Genomic DNA, 18,413 nt, shown 5'->3' with positions numbered 1-18,413 from the left:
TATACTTTCATCAAAACAGCGTTGCCCCGCCTTCGGTGCGGCTTTCTGGCGTCACGGGCAGCGATGGATCCCACCGACCTGGGACTTGTTCGTAACGCAGCTCGATCGTCGAGCCTGGCTCGGAGAGATAATAGAGGATCGTCATCAGATCCTTCAAACGCGCGTAGCCCGGGATCATGGCCGGGATCGATCCGTCGATTTCGGTCAGGATCAAATGACGTTGCCTTGGGTCCAACGCCGCGAACGTCATTCCGGCGCGTGCACGGGCAGCGCTGTCGATCCCCTGCAACGCGCCCAGCAATTCGCTGCGCGTTGCGGCGGACGCCCATCCCTTCAGCATGTCTCCGAGCAAAGACGGAACGTCGGCATCCACAGCGCCTGGCGTGTCAGTTCGCGGGATCAGAGTGTCCGCCACGGCCGTAACCAGATTGAAACTCGCTTTGTCGAGCAGCGGCGCAGCGCTTTCCGGCACGGCAGCGAGAATTTCGCTCGGGATGGCTGCCAGGCCGGCAAGCAGCATCGCCCGCTGCAGCAATTGCCGTCTGTGAAGCGTGGCTGCGTCGTTCATCATATGCCCCTTGGTGTTGTCCGCACCGTCATGGTTTCAGTCTAGCGAATGCAGTGCGGGGGACAAACGCATTGATTAGGGCGGGCCATGCTGGAAATTGCGATGGCCTGAAAGCCGCGCTCAAACCATCATTTGGCCGGGCAAGTGCCTTTGCCCGATGTCGCCGCCCACGCGATCGCCGATTGCAGCATTGTGACATATTCGGGCTGTGAATAGGTCTCAGGCCGGTGTCCGATCGCTGAATAAAAGGATCGACCCTTGCCTATGCAATTGGTCCAGGCGATCGGGTGATCGCCCATTCGGATGCTCTCCCCATAAAATCCGGCGGGGGTATAAGTGCTCTCATCCAGTGTGGCGATGATCTTGGCACCCGAGGCGCGCGGATTGGCTTTGAAGGAATACCATTCGTCGCTCATCATCCAGTCGCGAGGCAGCCCCTTGGCGATCGGATGATTGACGTCATCCACCACAACCCGGGCATCCTGATAGTGCGGATCCATGATATGCGCCAGAAACCGCGCGCCGATCAGCGTGTCGGGATACCAGTCCCAAAGATAGAAGGTTTCGCCGCCCGAACCGTGGACGCCGACAAATCCGCCACCATTTTCCATCCATGTCCGAAATGCATCGCGCTGCGACAGGGTCAGGACGTCACCGCTGATGTTGTTCCAGATCACTGCATCGAACTGACTCAATGTTTTGGGATTGAACGCGCCGGCGCTTTCGGTGAGCGCGATGGCCCAGCCGTTGCGCTCCGCCATCGCCAGGAAAGCGTCGCGCGCGGCATCGACCGAAGGGCCATCGCGAAAGCCGGTGATCTTCTCGAACAGCAGCAGGCGGGGCTTGCCGGCGGGCAGGTTGAAGTGGGGAACGTCATTATCGTAGCGCGCGCAGCGGGAGACGCGATCGGCAGCAGTGACAGGGATTTTCCTGAGTTCGGCGTCGATTGCCGGGATCGCCTCGTCCTTGATGCCCGTCATCCAGCCGGCGTCGCGAAGGGGGGTGATCGCGCCGAATGTCGGGGTCTTCGTGCTTAACAGGTCGGGTGGAAGCTGGCTGATGGGTTTCGGCAGAGCCTTTTCGAAAACCGCATTGGCCGCCGGGCTCAGCATGATATCCAGCACCGGCAAATCAGCCGAAAACGGGGCGTCGCGTAGCGCGCAGTCTGTGACAGCGCGCGCGGCTGCAGGACTGGAGACGGCCGCGGCTAATAGCGCCGCCAGTACAAGACTCTTGATGTTCTTAATCCTTCAGAAAGCGAACAAGCCGAGAGCTTAGGGGGTGCGTTAGGGCAAGATCAATTGCCGATTTTAGGACGTCGCAACGCCTCGATTCGAGAGACTTGCGTTGACGGCACTTCTCGCCACATTGCGCGCAGCGGCATGGCCGGAACGACGGAGACGAATCGATGGACATCCTCGCACGGAAATTTTCAAATATAGCCAGGCGTCTTTCGACGTCCGGAAAGAAGACGCCAGTCGCCGCCCTGGCGGCGATAGCGCTTCTCGGATCGCCCAATTTGGTGGTGGCGGCTTCCGAAACGCCCGTATCGACCGAACAGGGTAAACTTGCTGGCAACACACGCGACGGTATCGATTCCTATCTCGGCATCCCTTACGCCGCGCCTCCCGTCGGCGCGAACCGATGGCGCTCACCGCAACCGGCGACGGCTTGGCAGGGCGTGAAGGCCGCGAAAACCTTTGGCGCAAGCTGCGTTCAGGCACCCGGCGCGCCGGGCGGCGCTTACACCGAAGAATTCGTGACGCCGGGACCCTTTGCCGAGGACTGTCTGTTCCTCAACATCTGGACAAAAAAGGCTGCGGCGGCGCGGCGCCCGGTCCTAGTCTGGATCCATGGCGGCGGATTCTCGATCGGGTCGGGTGCCATGCCGATGTTCGATGGGGCCGCGCTGGCGGCGAAAGGCGTCGTGGTCGTCACGCTCAACTATCGGCTGGGGCCATTTGGCTATCTCGCCCATCCAGGACTGTCCGCGGAAGATCCGCATCATTCCTCTGGCACCTATGGCCTTCAAGATCAGGCTGCGGCGCTGCGCTGGGTCCATCGCAACATCACCGCCTTTGGCGGTGATCCGGGGAACGTGACCGTCATGGGCGAATCCGCCGGCGCGATCTCGACCAATGGGCTTATCCTCTCGCCGCTGGCGGCAGGGCTGTTTCATCGGGCCGTGGTGTTAAGCGGCAGCGGAATGGGCTTTCCAGCACCGAATCTGCGGGATGCCGAGACCTTTGGCGCATCCTTTGCTGAAAAGCTCGGAGCGCCCGATGTTGCGGCTCTGCGCGCGCTTCCGGCCGAGAAGATCCTCGCCGCTGTCCCATGGAACCAGGAACTGCCGCCCGCGGCGATCACCTTCCCGTTCTGGCCCGTGGTCGATCAATGGGCGCTTCCCGCCGATCCCGATCTCGGCTCCAGCCGGCCCCGCTCACCGGTGCCGATGATGACCGGCTTCAATCAGGATGAGAACTTCCTCATCATGGTCAGGACGGTCGCGGATTTCGAGTCTTTGGTGAAGGGGTGGTTCGGCTCCCGCGCAGATCGCATCCTGGCGCTCTATCCTCATGCAACCGACGCTGAGGCCGCCGTCTCGGCCAAGGTGCTGGCGCGGGATCGCTATATGACCTCGCTGTCGCGGTGGACGAGCGCGCGTGCGTCCAGCAGCGACCAGATCATATACCAATATGTGTATGATCATCCTTCGCCGACCCGTGCCGGGCCAAATTTCGGATCGTTTCACTCGGCCGGAATCTCCTATTTTTTCGGAAACCTCGATCCCGCCACCCGTCCCTTCGCCGCGGGCGACCGAACCGTCTCAAGCCAGGTGCAGGATGATCTGATCGCCTTCATCAAGACCGGCAATCCTAACCGCGCCGGGCGCCCCCAATGGCCGCGCGTGAACGAATCGAAGCAGGTTATGGCGTTCGGTCTGAAACCCGGACTGCGGGATGCCGTTTCCAGCCCCGCCCGTCTGGAGGCGTTGCGCGACCACGCCAGGAACGGAGGACGACTGAGTTTGTTCTGAGCAGTCGGTTGACCCGAGTTGCGGTGGCATTTTCCTTCCGGGTGAGGAGATGTCGCCACCTCATTCTTAGGTCGGCTGGGCCTAAAGATGCTTATGGTCTCGGCCGGCCATCGCGCTAGTTGTAGCGCAGTAGCCGGTCGCATTTTGATTCGAACTGGGTCGACATGAACGGGTCTCGTCAAGGAGGGTCTTGCTTGCATTCCGAATCCTATGGGGACTGGACCCCTGAACAGGCCGAAGCCGGGGTGCTGTCCGACGCGCAGGCCATGCGGGTTCTGGCTCGCCGCCTGCCCAAAGCCGAGTTGCATGTGCATTTCCTCGGTGCCGTCCGCCGCTCCTTTCCTTTTGCGGATAATTCCCAGCGACTGCTTCCCGACGAATATGCCGGCGCGACCGACTTTTTTGCCCGCCTTCGCCAGGTCGCGCCGTCGCTGACTAGTGCGCACATGTTCGAACAGGCGACGCTGCGGCTGCTCGAAGAGCATATCAACTGCGGCTGCGTTCATGTGGAGGTGATGGCGACGCCGGGCGAGATCGGGTTCAGCCCCGTTCCGCCGATCGATGCGCTCCTCGCTATGGGCCGGGCGTTCGAAGAGATCAGGCGTTATACCGGAGTAACGGGCGGAATAATCCTCGGGACCGATCGCGCCGATGATCCGAAGCGCGGTTTCGACGTGGTCGAATTGGCTATGAAGGCGCGCGACGCGGGTGCTCCCGTTCTGGGCATCGGCAATGATGGGGATCTTATCAATCCCGTCATCGATTTCGCGCCTGCACTGGAATTTGCGCGGAAGCAGGGTTTCCACACCACCTGCCATCTCGATACGCCACAGGACGTGATCGAAGGACTCGCACTGCCACTCGATCGGGCCGATCACGCTTACGATCTCAAGGGCAGACCGGAACTCATGGCGCAGTATAAGGCTCGGAATATCCCGATCACTTCGGCGCCAGGTGCTGTGGCTTACATGATGCCCGGTGTGGTCAAGTCTCCCGCCGACCATCCCGCTGATGAATTCCGCCGATTCGGCATCAAGACGTCGATCGGCACCGATGACCCGTCATTCTTTCATACCGACATCGCCCAGGAGTATCTTCAGGCGCAACAGGTTTACGGTTGGGACCGCTATGACATGGTCGAAGTGGCGATGACCTCGCTTGAAATGGCGTGGATCGATCCGCGGGATCGTGACGAGCGGCTGGCTGCCTGGCGCATGGCGGCCGAAGGCTTGATCGAGGATCCACGTTCGACCCGCGCTCCGGTTGCGGCGTGATCGCTGGGGTTTCCATGAAAAGGACTTTGATGTGAGTAGCCAAGCCCCAGCCGAAGTCATCAATGGAAAAAAGCTGCCACGTTTCGAGAGCCTTCGTGCCGCCGCGCCGATCATGCTCGCCATGGCCGCGACGTTGCAAGCCATCGGCTTCGGCTCGCAAAATCTCAGCCCCGTGCTGATCGAGGGGCTGCGGCAGGGCAGGGGACTGACCGAAGGCATGGCCGGCTTGGTGCAGACGGTCGAACTGGTGACGACGGCCATCTCGGCGTTTCTGCTGGCATCCCTCGCGTCTCGTATGTCGCCGCGACGCCTTGCCTTGTCCGGGGCGGTGATCGCTGCGATCGCGCATTTCGCGTCCAGCCTTGCAGAGCCACTGTATCTGCTTCTTTTTCTTCGCGTTGTCGCAGGCGTGGGCGCAGCCATGTGCGTATGCGCTGCCAATGTCGTCCTGTCCGCCCAGCGGGAACCGGATCGAATCTATGCCGGCAGCTATGCAGCCAGCGCGCTTGCAGGCATCGTCGTGTTGCCATTCATGGTCTATATCGGTGCCCTGACGGATGGATGGGGCGTCTATGCGATTGATGGCGCGTGGGTCGTCGTTTTGCTTCCGCTGGTCGCCTTGCTGCCTGCGCGTTTGCCTGACCGAACCGCTACTGAGGACCATGAAGCGATTGTCCGGTCACGGGGCGTGATGCTCCTTCCGCTGGCGGCCATTGGCCTTTTCTCGACATTCAGCGTCGGCCTTTGGGCTTTCTCCGGCGTGGTGGCCGAAGCTGCCCATGTCACGGCCGAATTTTTCGGCATGACCTTGTCGGTCGGCACGGCGCTTTGTTTCGGGGGGGCGTGGCTGGCTTCGACAATCGGCACCCGTTATGGCCGGTTGCCGCCGCTTCTCGGCGGGATCGTCGCCACGCTGATCGCTTCGACCATCTTTTTTTCCGCCACAACGCCAATCGTTTTCGGGCTCTCCTTCGTGGTGGCGCAGACCATCTACGCGTTCATCATGCCCTTCATGTTCGGCTTTTGCAGTTCGCTGGACCGAACCGGAAAGCTGGCGATTGCGGCGTCCAGCGCGATTCTGATCTCCGCATCGGTTGCTCCGGCACTGATCGGTTGGCTGATCCAGGCCATGGGTCTGGCAGGGTTGATTGCGGTGATGACCATTGGTTATCTGTTGTCCGCTCTTGCGTTTTACGCTTCGACCCGTCTGATCCGCGACGATGCGGAGCCGGTGTCCGGTCATCTTGAGTCGACAGACCGCAGCCCTGCATAGCAGCGATGGCGTTTGCCGAGGCTTGAGGGCGCGGCACCCGCTGATGGGCATGAAGGGGCAGCCCGCCATGCCATGGCATCGTGAGGAGAATCTGAGTGAAAGCCGCCTATCTGACGCAAACCGGCGGCCCCGATGTGCTGCGATATGGCGACATCCCGGATCCTGTCGTCGGCCCCGGCGATGTCCTGATCCGGAACCACGCGATCGCGATCGAAGCCGGAGATCTGTTTCACCGTCGCGCGGGTGTGGTGGCCGGCCCGTTTCACGTTATCGGTTATCAGGCGGCGGGCGTCGTCGAGGCCGTTGGCTCTGCAGTCACGCGCTTCGTTGCCGGAGACCGGGTGACCGCATTCCACTGGCTGGGCAGTCACGCCGAATTGATGGCCGTTCCCGAAGAGACGGTCTACGCCGTGCCAGCCGCGCTCGACCTCGTCCAGGCGGCGACGGTGCCCGTGGCTTTTGGAACGGCCAACGAGGCGCTGTTCGCCATTGGCGGACTGAGCAGGGGGGAGACGGTGTTGCTCCACGGCGCTTCGTCGGGCGTCGGCATCGTTGCCGTGCAACTGGCCGCGGCGGCGGGCGCGCACGTTATCGGCACCGCCTCTTCGGAAGAGCGGCTGGACAGGTTGCGCGGGCTTGGCATGACTGCGGGCGTCGATCGTCGTGGCGCTGGCATCGCGGGCCGGATCGCCGAAGCGGCGCAAGGCCAGCCGATCAATCTCTATCTGGAGATGGCCGGCGACGAAAGCTGTAGCGATCTGCTGAGGTTGCTTCCCTATCGCGGCCGCATGGTTCTGGTCGGCCTCGCACCAGGCCATCAGGTTGCGCTCGATATGATGGATGTCGTGATGGGAGGCGTGACGGTGCATGGCATGTTGTTTGGCAAGGAACTTGGCACGCCGCGTGTGAGAGCGACGCTCGCGGGGCTGATGGACAGGATGGTGACGGGCGAAATCGCGATGCCGATCGACCGCATCTTTCCTTTGGCCGATGCGGCGGCAGCACACCATCACGCCGAGACGGGTTCTCCTTTTGGCCGCATTATTCTGCAGCCGTAAGCGAGGTCGCGAGTTTCTGGGCGGCGCTGCGCCGCCAAGCGTAACCCAGTTGAAAAGCGGAAAGGGGGAAATCCGGCTTAGCCGTAGGTTTCACGCACCTTTTGCGCCATATGCTCGCCGACCGTAAAGGGTGCACGATCCGTTTGATCGTGCTGCGCCGCCGCCAGGCCCGCGATCGGCTCTATCAGCGCTTCGAAATCCAGATCCGTGAAGAAGACGACTGACTGCCGATGCCGCGCTTCCGCATTCTTGTTGATCACCCGATGCAGGTTCGAACGATAGCGGCCGTGGGTCAGGCGGGGGATCATGTCGCCGAGATTGATGACGAAGGTTCCGTGGATGGGATCCGCAGGTGCCCAGCGCCCATCCTGCATCTGCACTTCAAGGCCGCCGTTCGCGTCCTGGGCCAGGATGGTCAACGCCCCCCAATCCGTATGGGCACCGGCACCGAAGGTGCGAGCATCGGAGCGGGCCGGATGCGGCGGGTACCACAGCAGACGCAGGGTGTCGGAAGGGCAAGCGTTCAGCCGGCCAAAATAATCCTCGGGCAGGTCGAGCGAGCGTGCGAGCAACTGCATCAGCGTGCCAGACAGTCTCGTCATGGCATCGAAGTAACATTCGCACGCTTTCTGGAATTCGGGGATGTCGCTGGGCCAGACATTCGCGCCGTAGGAGGAATATCCCTTCAGCACATAAGGGTGATCCGCGGCATATTCGCGGCCGCACTGGAAACTTTCCTTCAGATCGGCATGGGCGGCGGAATCCAGGGTCTGGCTGCCAATGGCCTCATAGCCGCGCATTGGGCCATGGGATTGAAGCGCCACCGCCTGCTTGGCCTCCTTGGGGCGTTTGAAGAACCGTTCCGCCTCTTCGAACTGCCGGTCGATCAACGCCTGCGGAACGCCGTGATTGCTGATGTAGAAGAAACCACAGGTCTCGGCGGCCACCCGGATTTGATCGGCAACCTGCTCCCGCCCGGAAGCATCGGCCGTCAGGGCGTCGGTGAGGTCGATCAGGGGGATCGTCAAGCAATTCGCTCCACTCGGTTCAGGCAGCACGGCCTTAAAACAAGAAGAGCCCGCAGGATGCCGTAGGCAACCCGCGGGCCACAACTCTATGCAGTTTAGAAGTTCAGGCGGACGGAGCCACCGAACGTGCGCGGCGCGCCGGGCATAAGGAAATTCACGCCATAAGCGGCCAGGCTATATCCGCCCGACCAATAGAATTTATCGGTCACGTTCTTGATCCAGCCCGAGATGCTCACATTCTTGTTGATGTTGAGCGACGCATTCAGATCGACCAGCGTGTAGGCCGGCTGCGATACGATGGGATCATTGTCCGACGTGAAATAGGCCATCGACCGGTAAGCGACGTTGACTCCCGTATCGAGCGACATCTCACCACCAAGCGGCAAGGTGTGCGATATCCGGCCGTTAAGCTGCCATTTTGCAGCAAAAGGCGTCACATTGCCGCTATAGTCGATCGTGCCGTCGGACGATTGATAGCTCGTGTAGCTGGAGTTCAAATAAGCGTAGTTGAAATCGACCGTCAAGTTCCTGGTCGGCGTCAGGCTAAGATTGCCGTCAATGCCGTAGATCTTGACCTTGCCTGCGTTCGAAAGCGTGCTTCGGTAGATGACGTCATCATTGGGGTCATCGTCGAGAAGCTGGATATAGACCTGCGCGTCCCGATAATCATAGTAGAATCCGCTGGTCTCGGTCGTCAGCAGCCCGGGAATGATATCGCCCTTGATACCGGCTTCATAGGCCGTGAGATGTTCCGGGCCTGTGATGTAGAAATCAACGGGCTTTGCTGCGCCGCTGTTTGCATCGCCGCCCTTGAACCCGCGGGAAAAGCTGGCGAAGGCCATGAAGCGATCCGTAAAGTGATAATCGGCCACGATGCGACCGCTCAGATTGTCGTCGGAACGTGACGTGCCGGGCGAGAAATCGATACGCGGCCCCAGATTGTTCGCCAACACGGTTTCCTGATCATAGATCCCATCAGGGACGGCGGCATAGTTGATCAACCGGCCATTGAATTGACGCTGATCGCGGGTGTAACGGGCGCCAACGGTGACGTTCAATTTCTCGGTCACATGATAAGTGGCGTCGGCAAACGCGCCATAGGATTGTGATTTGTTGGTGTAAAATCCAGCGATCTGCGTGGCCGCGAAAGCCGGGCTGCTGCTCGTATTGTAGGACACGGCCTTGTCGTTATAGCCATAGAGCCCCAGCATCCAGCTCAGCTTGCCGGTCGTCGGAGACGACAGGCGCAGTTCCTGGCTTCCCGATTCGAAATCATCGTTGAAGAAGTTCCACTGATAGGGCGAAGGGCTGAAGTCGGCGTCCTGCTGGAAGCGACGCTTGCTGCGGCTATAGGATGTGAGGGAGTTAAGCGTGTAGTCGCCCAGGCCGATCTCGATCTTCAGGATAGGCGCGAAGGTCGTGACCCGTTCGGTGGAATCCATTGTTCCGGATGTTTCGTAGGGATCAGCCGAACTGGAGTATCCGAAGGCATCAACGCAGCTCGTGCCCAACTGCCCGCTATCGGCGGCGGTGCACGGCGCAAAATTGAAGAAGGTGGCGGGATCGAATGTCCCCAACAACTTCATCGGCGGCGCCTCGCCGTCGAGATTGCTGTAATTGAGTTCGCCGACGATGCTGACGTTGGCGCTGGGCTCATAGGCGATGGAACCGCGCACGCCATACCATGTGCTCTTGCCATGCTCATCCGCCGAACCAGCAACTGGTGTGTAATAACCCGTCGTGCGTTCGCGCCCAAAGGCAACACGAACCGCGAGCGTGTCGGTGAGCGGGATACCGGCTGCCAACTTCGTCGTGAGCCCGCCATATTTGCCGACGCCCAATTCTGCCGACATGTTGGCGTCTTCGCCGACCTCAGCGAGCCGGGGAATATAGTTGATCACGCCGCCGGTCGTGTTCTTGCCCCACAATGTTCCTTGGGGGCCGCGCAAGACTTCGATGCGGTCAAGGTCGAGGACGAGCTGGCCATAGCCGAAGCTGTTGCCCATGTAGACGCCATCGGAATAGGTGCCGACCGGGCTGTTTGAGGTCGAATGATAGTCGTCCACGCCGACGCCGCGCAGGAAGATGGCGGGCTTCGACTTTCCGGTCGCGCCGCCCCAGGCGAGGCCGGGGGTGACCGCGACGAGCTGGTCGCTCTGGGTGATCCTCAGCTTTTCGAGCGTTGCGCCGCTCAGTGCGGTGATCGAGATGGGAATGTCAGCAACGCGCTGGGAGCGCTTCTGCGCGGTGACGATGATCTCGCCCTGCGGTGTCGCGCTATCGACCTCTTCGTTTTCGGGCGCGCTCGCTTCAGTCTGCGCATGAGCCAATTGTGGCACCGCGATGGCGATCATCACCGCCATGTGCGCCACGGTCGCGTATAATTTAGTTCTCATGAGATGAACCCCCCGGCTGCGTGGCTTAGCCACTTTTTTGTAACAATTGAGATTCAAGAATAACCCTGAAACTTCCGATGAAAGGCCTATTGAGCGCGTGCAACCTAATCAATCGCCAAATTTAGGGTTGATCGTTCGCATAAAGCGCCCAAGCGGCTTTCGGTGGAACTGCCCGGTCATCAGAAGGAGCTTGGCTGTTCGCGCTCGCGACGGGCTTGAGGCAGGAAATATTCGGGACCTAAGTTGGGACCGCGTGGATATGGACCGCCGCATTGCCACGATCGGGCATGGGGATACGAAGAATGGTGATGCCTTGGGTGTCCCTCTCAACGATCTCGCACTGGCGGTGCTTACGCGCCAACAGGGCAAGCATAAGACTCGCGTGTTCACTTATGCTGGCAGACCAATCTGCCAAGTGAACACTCAGGCATGGAAAAAGGCATTGATACGCTGCGGGATCAAAAATTTCCGCTGGCATGATTTGTGCCATAGCTGGGCGACGTGGCTCCGGCAGAAGGACGTGCCCACATGGGTGCTTCAGGAACTGGGTGGCTGGAAGTCCGAATCGATGGTGCGGCGTTATGCGCATTCGTCTGTGAAGCATCTCCAGCCTTATGCCGAACAACTGATTTTTCAGGCCCAACCGAGGACGCTGAAGATCGGCAGAAAACGGCGGATGGTGAAAATGGGACTGTACCCACTTTTGGACACAGCCCGGGTCGTCCGCGGTTGTTTTTGGTAAAATAAATGCAGGTAAGTCATTGAAAAAAATGGTGCCGCCTGTCAGTCGTCGAACTGACGACCTACTGATTACAAAACATAACAATATCGTGTAAAATCAATTACATAGTTGCGCTCGTGAAATATATATGCCAACGTTTAACAATATCAAAGTGGTTGTTGAACGTTGGCTAAATCATCCTTGGTACGTTTGAACAGATCGTCGAATTCAAAGCTCAACGTCGTCATCGATCCCGAACAGGTGCAAAATGTCAATCAGAGCTTCGGAATTTCTAATTTGATCCCGCTCGGGTCAATATATTGACTTTTGCCCATTCTGCGCCCATCCTGCTCCCGAAAGGGAGCAGGATGTCTTTTCTTAAAGAAACCGACGCTGCCCGCCTCCTGCGCGAAATGCGGGAACGTGATGGCGTGTTCAAAATGCTTGATTCCATTGGCTCGTTAAAGAGGCTGCGCAGCCCCTTGGGTGAGATTCAGTCAGCGGGCGACAGTGTCATGCAGCCGCTGCTTCAAGACCGGATCCGCACTTTTCAAGATGCGCCGACGCAGCGGGCGATCGACCTCGCGCGGCAACTCACCCGCCCTGCATCACCGGCTGCCGGGACCAAAACCGAAACGAAGCTTTCTCCGACGCAGGCACCAATTCGCACCGTTTCAGATCTGGGAGCAATGATCCGAAAAGCGCGCAAGGCCATGAAACTCAATCAGGCCGAGTTCGCTGCACACGCTGGTGTGGGGCGACGGTTCATTTCCGAGCTCGAAAGCGGAGGCAAGGGCTCCTTGGAATTTGACAAGGTGCTTGCTTGTGCCCTGGCTGCAGGGATCGATATCACCGCGCGCAGCCGAAGCGCATGACGCTGATCTTGAACGTATGGCTTGAGGCTTCGGCAGAGCCGATCGGCCACCTTGTCAAAGGCGACGATTCCAGCCTCGCTTTTGCCTACACGCCTGAATGGCTCGGCAATGCTGAACGCCATGCATTGTCGCTGTCGTTACCGCTTGGCGATGAGCCGTTCGGTGATGCGCCGGTCCGAGCCTTTTTCGACAATCTCCTCCAGGAGAACAACCTGCTCCAGACAGTCATCTCGCGCGAAGGCATCGATCGGGGGAATATCGCAGGACTTCTCGCGCTCATGGGATCGGATTGCGCCGGCGCTGTCAGCGTGCTGCCGATCGACCACCCGCCAATCAAGCGCCCAGGCCATATGCTGGAGGACTACGATCCGATTGACGACGCGATATTTGCCGAGCTTGTAGAACGGCTGGCTACGGGACGCCCGCTTCCCGACGAATTGCGCGACCCCTCGCCAGTCGCCGGCGTTAGGCTGAAGATTTCGCTCGCCGCGATACCTGATGGCCGATTTGCGATCCCCAAGCAAAAGAGCGGCGCGCCCACGACCCACATCCTCAAATTGCCGGACCCGAATTATCGCCACGAGGCGAGAGACGAGGCGTTTCTCACGCTTCTTGCCGCACAATGCGGATTGCGGGTCGGCAGTTCGGTGGCTGATACGGTCAATGGCCATGAGGTTCTGCTGATCCAGCGCTTCGACCGGCACGTCGAGGGCAATTTCATCCAGCGCCAGCACCAGGAAGATTTCGCGCAAGCCGCAGGCCTTCCTGCGGACCTCAAATATGAACGCCGGGGCACGCTCCAGCGCCGCTTCGATGCGCAGGTGATTGGAAGAATATTGGCAGTGACCGACCAACCCGCGCGTGCGCGGGAGACGTTCTTGCGCATGACGTTGTTCAATCTTCTGGTTGGCAACAATGACAACCACGCCAAGAACAATGCGCTGCTCTACGGGCCTGGCCAATCGATCACGCTGGCACCGTTCTATGACCTTGTCCCGGTCCAGACGGTCGCGGGGTTCAAGGAGGACTTTGCGTTTCGCCTGGGCGAAGCCAAACTCCCGGCAGAGCTGACCTCTGCCGATTTGCTGCAGTTTTGTGCTGATATCGGTTTGCCCGGCCAAGGCGCAAAGCGCATCTTGTCAAATGCGGCTCGTGAACTCGTGAATGGAATTGAACGTCTCTCCGCCGACTTCCCACCTGAAATGCGCGCGCTTAATCGATTGTTCGGAGAAACCGCGAGCGACCTCGTCTCGCTCCTCGACCTGGGTATCGACCTGCGCGAGCGTGACGCTCACATCGTCAAGGGCGGAGGCTGGGCCCTCAGTTGATGAGAATAAGGGCGCTCCTCGCGGGGAGATGAGTCGGTTGGCCGCATTTTCTTCCTCAACCGCGTTGGTCACTCAATATTGGCCGTGCTTACCTGTGAAGGGGGGCACCCCTCGCCGCTCTCCTAGCGCGGCCGCGGCTAAGTGATTGCCATTGCGGCATCGCAGGGAAATGTTGCGCGATCGGTCGGTCCGCTTATAGCTTCGGGCCATGTGAGGCAGGCTCGCGTTCCGTTTGGCGCGATGTCGTGAGCTTCCAGCACGAGTGAGCAAAACGCTTTGGGCACGCAATCTATCCGTCGAGACTTGGCCAAGACGGGCGACAGGACGGCGGCTTTCGAAGCCCGCCGCATGGAAATTCTTCACAAAGTGGCTCTGGCCTTTGCCGAAGAGGGTTATCATCAGACGTCGGTCAGCAGCTTGGCTGACCGTCTCGGCGTGTCGAAGCCGGTGCTGTATTATTACGCCAAGAACAAGGACGACCTTCTCTTTCAATGCGTCCTGGTGGGACGTAACGCCCTGCAACAGGCGATGGAGAAGACGAAGAAGATTAACGTCACCGGCGCTGGCAAGCTCCGCCATTTCTTCTCCACCTATACGGAAATCATGTGCGGTGATTTCGGCCGGTGCATCGCGCTGGTAGACCCTCAAGCGCTGAACCCAGAGGCTCGAAAAAACGACACTCTGGCACGGCGCGCAATCGAAGACGCCGTATGCCAGATGGTCATGGATGGTCAGGAAGATGGGTCGATCGGGCGCTGCAATCCCATCATTGCGACACGCGCGATGTTCGGCGCTTTTAACGGCATCCCGCGCTGGTTCAGAACCGGCGGGGAATTCAACGCTCGCGACGTCGCCGAAGCTTATCTTGATCTGCTGATGCACGGCCTCACACCGACCGGCACCGCCTTTGGCAAGGCAGTGAAGGCCCGGCCAAAGAAGAAGGACGATTGAAAGGCGCGCTCCTGCTAGGGAGCGCGCCTGCGTGGTTTAGAATTTAGTGCTGAGTTGAACGCCATATGTCCGCGGCTCGCCCGCATAGCGACGGATCGTATCCGTGAGACGGGCGACATTCGTCCAATAATATTTGTCCGTCAGATTGCGGACGAACAGCATCGCCTGCCAGCGACGATCTTCCGTCCTGATCGCTGCCCGCACATCGATGAGCGTATATCCGTCGATGTTCAGCGACGGCAGGTTTCCGAAGCCCGAATTCGTGGTGCTGCGATAGTTCATATTGGATCCGATCATACCTATCAAATTGCCGATGGGCATTTCATATTGGGCGTCGGCCACGAGCTGATATTTCGGCGTGTAGGGAAACGCATTGCCCTTGAAGTTGGTTTGGACCGCCGTGATCGTGTAATTGATGAAATCGCGGGTGACCTTGGAATCGAGGTAGGTGCCGCCAATCATGAGGGACAGCCCGCGCACGGGATTGGAGTTGATCTGAAACTCCGCGCCCTGAATGCGCGACTGCGGCACGTTCACCAGCGCCTGGAGTGCACCCAATTGGGTCGGCTGCGTGAGCACACGGCCGAGCACCTGCTTGTCCGAATAATCATAATAGAACAACGCGCCGGATGCTTCGAGATAGCGGCGCTTGATCGGGAATTTGAAACCCACTTCATAGGCGAGCACCGACTCCTGCGTCGCGGGGACGAAGGCAGCCGTCGCCAGTGCGGGTGGCGTCGATACGCTGCCGGCCTTGTAGCCGCGGCTCACATTCGCGTAGATCAGGCCTTCACCTGCGGGCTTCCAGTCGAGGCCGAGCCGCCAGGAGACATTATCCTGATCGAGATTGTCCATCAGCGGCACTGGCGTAAGCGTCGCGTCGAGCGTGACGCAATCGCCGGTCGCAAGCGGGGCAATGGGCGCGCTCCCGGCGCCCGCCCGCAGGATATTGTAGAAGGCGGTCAATGTGGCGGCGGTCGTCGCACTACCCGCCCTGTTACACGCGGAATATGCGTTCTTCGCATTCGTGTAACGCGCCCCTGCATGGGCTGTCAGCGCTTCGCCGATCTTGATATCGACATTGCCAAAGACGGCGGCAGTCTTGAAATTCTGGTCACTGCTCAGGATGAAGTTCGGCAGATGGCCGGTCGGCAGCGTGCGCGAGATTGTCGAATAGGGAAGATCATAAACATTGTCTTCCCTCGCCTTGTCATGGCTGAGGTATCCGCCCACCACGAACTGCACAGCGCCCATATCACCGGCAAGGCGCAATTCCTGCGAGAAGGACGATAGGTTGGCGCGAACGTCCGACGTCGAGGCTGTGAGCGACGTGCCGTCCTGATCGATCCGCTGATGGACGCTCATGTCGGAATATGCGGTGATCGACGTCACCGTCAGCATGTCGTTCAGGTAATAGTCGCCACGAAGTGAAAGCTGATAATATTTGTTATTGCGCCGAAATGCTTCGCCAGCGTCGAAATCGGCAGCCCGGTTGCTGGCGGGAGCGGTCGGATAAGGGATGAGCAGCGGCACGAAGCTCGCGCGCGCCGGCGTCTGGAGGAGCACTTGCTGCAACTGACCGGCCTGCGTATCGGACCGATCGCGGAAGCCGCTGACGCCCAATTCGACGCTCAACGCGCTCGAAGGCTTCCAGTCGAGCAGGAATCGGCCTTGCAGGAAACGCTTGGCCCCGTGAGTATCATCGCGGGTGTAGCTATATTGATAGTCGTCGCCACGCTGCCCGCGCACCGCGAGGCGGGCGTTCAATGTCGGCCCTAGCGGCCCCGTCAAATAACCCGAGACGTCGACCGTGTTGAATCGCGCATAGCTGACGCTCGCGCCTGCGCCAAAATCCGCGGATGGCTTGGCGGCGATATAGTTGATCGCGCCGCCGGTTGCATTCTGGCCGAACAGGATACCTTGGGGTCCTTTCAGCACTTCGACCCGCTCCAGATCGAAAGATGCCCCTGTCGTCTCGATTGAAAAGGGGATGGGAATCTGGTCCTGATAGACGCTGACGGTAGGGCGCGCACCCGCGGCCGTGTCAAAAAAACCGACACCGCGCAGGGAATATACGGGAACAGCGCTTCCGCTTTCCACAAAGCTGAACCCCGGCGTCACTTTCATCAGACCCTGGACGTCGGTGATCCCTTTGCTTGCAAGCTGGGCACCCGTCAGGGCGGTCACGGACATCGGCACATCCCGAAGCGATTCCTCACGCTTTTGGGCCGTGACGACGATCTCGTTTGTCATTTCGGTATCGTCGGTCTGCGTTTCGACCGGCGTTTGCGCCAGGCTCGATGTTGCGATCGCGCACGCCGAAGCGGCACCGAACAGCATTGCGTATCTCATCATATCAACCCCTCCTAAAAATCCTAATTGTCGATGCTCATCGACAATCGTCCGCCGCTTCACATTCGTTCGCGAGTCTGTGACGGACGATCGTTCATTATATATTCTACCATACGGTAGCAAGGTGGAAACTGGGAAAGGATACCTGTGCCATCTATCGCGCTGCCGAAATCACCAGCGAAAATCGCCACATGTCTCATTTCTCAACCAAATGAGACGATTGGGCATCTCTGGTGCTTGACAAGAAGTGGAGGTTTTCTGCTATTATTCTACTGAACGGTAGATATAGGGGCAGGATGAAACTCGGGGCATCTCCATGGATGGATGACGAACTCAACCTCTTGAGCGATCAGGTGGCGCGGTTCATTGCCAGCGATCTCCTGCCCGATGTGTCGGCATGGGAATCGCAACGCCAGATCACTTCGGAATCATGGAAAAAGGTCGCTGCTGCGGGCCTCTTCTGCGCCAGCATCCCGGAGGAATATGGCGGCGGCGGCGGCACATTGGCGCATGAGGCGGTGATCCTGCAGGAGCTCAGCCGGGCCGGTCTTGGCGGCAATCTGGGCGTGGCACACAGCATCCATTCGGGGATCGTTGCCCATTACATCCTTGCTTACGGCACCGAAGAGCAGCGTGGGCGCTGGTTGCCCGGCATGGCGCAGGGCGATGTGATCGGCGCGATCGCAATGACGGAGCCCGGCGCGGGTTCCGATCTGAAAGGGATTCGCACCTCGCTATCGCCTTGCGAGGGCGGCTGGCGCCTGAACGGGCAGAAAACCTTCATTACCAATGGACAGACGGCGAACCTGATCCTCGTGGCGGCGCGGTTATCCGGCAGTGACGGTGCTCTCTCGCTGGCTGTTGTCGAGACCGAGACGGCCGATGGCTTTCGCCGCGGGCGCAATCTCGATAAATTGGGTATGCACGCGCAGGACACGTCGGAGTTGTTCTTTGATGACGTGTTCATTCCCGCGGATCATTTGCTCGGGGAAACGCCCGGCCAGGGCTTCTATCAGCTCATGCAGCAACTGGCTTGGGAACGCATGACGATCGCTCAGTCAGCGCTGATCAATATGGAGCGCGGGGTCGAACTCGCGACGGACTACGCCTTGCAGCGGGACGCGTTCGGCAAATTGCTGTTCGATTTTCAGTCCGTGCAATTTACCCTGGCCAATGCAAAGACGCAGGCGACCGTGGGCCGCGCATTCTTCGACCAGCTCATGGTTCAACTCTTGAATGATGATCTGGATGACGCATTGGCCGCCATGGCCAAGCTCTGGCTCACCGAAACCGCGTTCACCGTCATCGACGCGTGCCAGCAGCTTTTTGGTGGCTATGGCTATATGATGGAATATCCGATCACCAATCTTTTTGCCGATAGCCGGGTCATGCGCGTGTATGGAGGCACGAGCGAGATTATGAAGGTGATCATCGCGCGTTCGATCAGGCACGGATCGAATGCACCAACGATTGCGGCGTCCACAAGGCCATGAGGCCGGTCGTCAACACTGCTCGGGGACTGGCCATCCGCAATGCCAGCGGCCAGTCGGAT

At 59.6% G+C, this 18,413-nt stretch carries 14 protein-coding genes; 9 read left to right on the top strand and 5 right to left on the bottom strand.

Translation table 11 applies throughout. The features are described 5' to 3' along the window. Nucleotides 1-10: 10 nt before the first annotated feature. Together FHS49_RS08380 and FHS49_RS08375 are read right to left on the bottom strand one after the other, a co-directional pair. Nucleotides 11-571 (bottom strand): gluconate 2-dehydrogenase subunit 3 family protein, encoded by a 561-nt coding sequence (locus tag FHS49_RS08380; protein ID WP_184017197.1) that lies wholly within the window; start codon nucleotides 569-571, stop codon nucleotides 11-13. 125 nt (nucleotides 572-696) lie between these two features. Then, complete coding sequence (locus FHS49_RS08375) at nucleotides 697-1,680, bottom strand: ThuA domain-containing protein (protein WP_246350446.1); 984 nt, start codon at nucleotides 1,678-1,680, stop codon at nucleotides 697-699. A gap of 296 nt (nucleotides 1,681-1,976) precedes the next feature. Here FHS49_RS08375 and FHS49_RS08370 point away from each other — a divergent pair, with 296 nt between their 5' ends. From FHS49_RS08370 to FHS49_RS08355, 4 genes are all read left to right on the top strand, one after another. Then, on the top strand, nucleotides 1,977-3,605 hold the full coding sequence (locus FHS49_RS08370; protein ID WP_184017195.1) for a carboxylesterase/lipase family protein: 1,629 nt from the start codon (nucleotides 1,977-1,979) through the stop codon (nucleotides 3,603-3,605). Between the two features lie 194 nt (nucleotides 3,606-3,799). After that, nucleotides 3,800-4,879: an adenosine deaminase family protein gene (locus FHS49_RS08365; protein WP_184017193.1), complete on the top strand. Its 1,080-nt coding sequence runs from the start codon at nucleotides 3,800-3,802 to the stop codon at nucleotides 4,877-4,879. Nucleotides 4,880-4,910: 31 nt separating this feature from the next. Next, a complete protein-coding gene (locus FHS49_RS08360; RefSeq protein ID WP_184017191.1) occupies nucleotides 4,911-6,152 on the top strand; it encodes an MFS transporter in 1,242 nt (413 codons plus the stop codon). Nucleotides 6,153-6,247: 95 nt separating this feature from the next. Beyond that, a complete protein-coding gene (locus tag FHS49_RS08355; protein WP_184017189.1) occupies nucleotides 6,248-7,210 on the top strand; it encodes a zinc-binding dehydrogenase in 963 nt (320 codons plus the stop codon). Between the two features lie 77 nt (nucleotides 7,211-7,287). On the opposite strand, the gene FHS49_RS08350 is transcribed toward FHS49_RS08355, so the two are convergent. Further along, a complete protein-coding gene (locus FHS49_RS08350) occupies nucleotides 7,288-8,238 on the bottom strand; it encodes an isopenicillin N synthase family dioxygenase (RefSeq protein ID WP_184017187.1) in 951 nt (316 codons plus the stop codon). A gap of 95 nt (nucleotides 8,239-8,333) precedes the next feature. Beyond that, on the bottom strand, nucleotides 8,334-10,634 hold the full coding sequence (locus FHS49_RS08345) for a TonB-dependent receptor (RefSeq protein ID WP_184017185.1): 2,301 nt from the start codon (nucleotides 10,632-10,634) through the stop codon (nucleotides 8,334-8,336). Nucleotides 10,635-10,731: 97 nt separating this feature from the next. Here FHS49_RS08345 and FHS49_RS08340 point away from each other — a divergent pair, with 97 nt between their 5' ends. The 4 genes from FHS49_RS08340 (at nucleotide 10,732) to FHS49_RS08325 (ending at nucleotide 14,509) form a co-directional block, all read left to right on the top strand. Further along, complete coding sequence (locus FHS49_RS08340; protein WP_343052940.1) at nucleotides 10,732-11,376, top strand: site-specific integrase; 645 nt, start codon at nucleotides 10,732-10,734, stop codon at nucleotides 11,374-11,376. 347 nt (nucleotides 11,377-11,723) lie between these two features. Beyond that, nucleotides 11,724-12,230 carry a helix-turn-helix domain-containing protein gene (locus FHS49_RS19625; RefSeq protein ID WP_246350444.1) on the top strand — a complete coding sequence of 169 codons (507 nt, stop codon included), beginning with the start codon at nucleotides 11,724-11,726 and terminating at the stop codon, nucleotides 12,228-12,230. Then, nucleotides 12,227-13,558, top strand: a complete 1,332-nt coding sequence (locus tag FHS49_RS08330; protein ID WP_184017181.1) for a HipA domain-containing protein — start codon at nucleotides 12,227-12,229, stop codon at nucleotides 13,556-13,558. The genes FHS49_RS19625 and FHS49_RS08330 overlap by 4 nt, the downstream gene beginning before the upstream one ends. 303 nt (nucleotides 13,559-13,861) lie before the next feature. After that, entirely contained in the window at nucleotides 13,862-14,509 is a 648-nt protein-coding gene (locus tag FHS49_RS08325; protein ID WP_184017179.1) for a TetR/AcrR family transcriptional regulator, read from the top strand. A 36-nt stretch (nucleotides 14,510-14,545) separates the two neighbouring features. On the opposite strand, the gene FHS49_RS08320 is transcribed toward FHS49_RS08325, so the two are convergent. Further along, the gene (locus FHS49_RS08320; RefSeq protein WP_246350442.1) at nucleotides 14,546-16,864 is read right to left on the bottom strand and encodes a TonB-dependent receptor; all 2,319 of its coding nucleotides are present in this window, start codon (nucleotides 16,862-16,864) and stop codon (nucleotides 14,546-14,548) included. Nucleotides 16,865-17,181: 317 nt separating this feature from the next. Here FHS49_RS08320 and FHS49_RS08315 point away from each other — a divergent pair, with 317 nt between their 5' ends. Further along, complete coding sequence (locus FHS49_RS08315) at nucleotides 17,182-18,354, top strand: acyl-CoA dehydrogenase family protein (RefSeq protein WP_184017177.1); 1,173 nt, start codon at nucleotides 17,182-17,184, stop codon at nucleotides 18,352-18,354. Nucleotides 18,355-18,413: the final 59 nt, after the last annotated feature.

The organism is Sphingobium boeckii, assembly GCF_014199215.1.
Lineage (GTDB): Bacteria > Pseudomonadota > Alphaproteobacteria > Sphingomonadales > Sphingomonadaceae > Sphingobium_A > Sphingobium_A boeckii.
Note: the sequence above shows the minus strand (reverse complement) of the source record. Positions and strands in the feature narration are given on the sequence as shown.

What these genes read in the sequence shown, in the direction of transcription:
- FHS49_RS08380 (WP_184017197.1), bottom strand. Translation starts at nt 571, where the DNA reads ATGATGAACGACGCAGCCACGCTTCACAGACGGCAATTGCTGCAGCGG.
- FHS49_RS08375 (WP_246350446.1), bottom strand. Translation starts at nt 1,680, where the DNA reads ATGCTGAGCCCGGCGGCCAATGCGGTTTTCGAAAAGGCTCTGCCGAAA.
- FHS49_RS08370 (WP_184017195.1), top strand. Translation starts at nt 1,977, where the DNA reads ATGGACATCCTCGCACGGAAATTTTCAAATATAGCCAGGCGTCTTTCG.
- FHS49_RS08345 (WP_184017185.1), bottom strand. Translation starts at nt 10,634, where the DNA reads ATGAGAACTAAATTATACGCGACCGTGGCGCACATGGCGGTGATGATC.
- FHS49_RS19625 (WP_246350444.1), top strand. Translation starts at nt 11,724, where the DNA reads ATGTCTTTTCTTAAAGAAACCGACGCTGCCCGCCTCCTGCGCGAAATG.
- FHS49_RS08330 (WP_184017181.1), top strand. Translation starts at nt 12,227, where the DNA reads ATGACGCTGATCTTGAACGTATGGCTTGAGGCTTCGGCAGAGCCGATC.
- FHS49_RS08320 (WP_246350442.1), bottom strand. Translation starts at nt 16,864, where the DNA reads ATGATGAGATACGCAATGCTGTTCGGTGCCGCTTCGGCGTGCGCGATC.
- FHS49_RS08315 (WP_184017177.1), top strand. Translation starts at nt 17,182, where the DNA reads ATGGATGACGAACTCAACCTCTTGAGCGATCAGGTGGCGCGGTTCATT.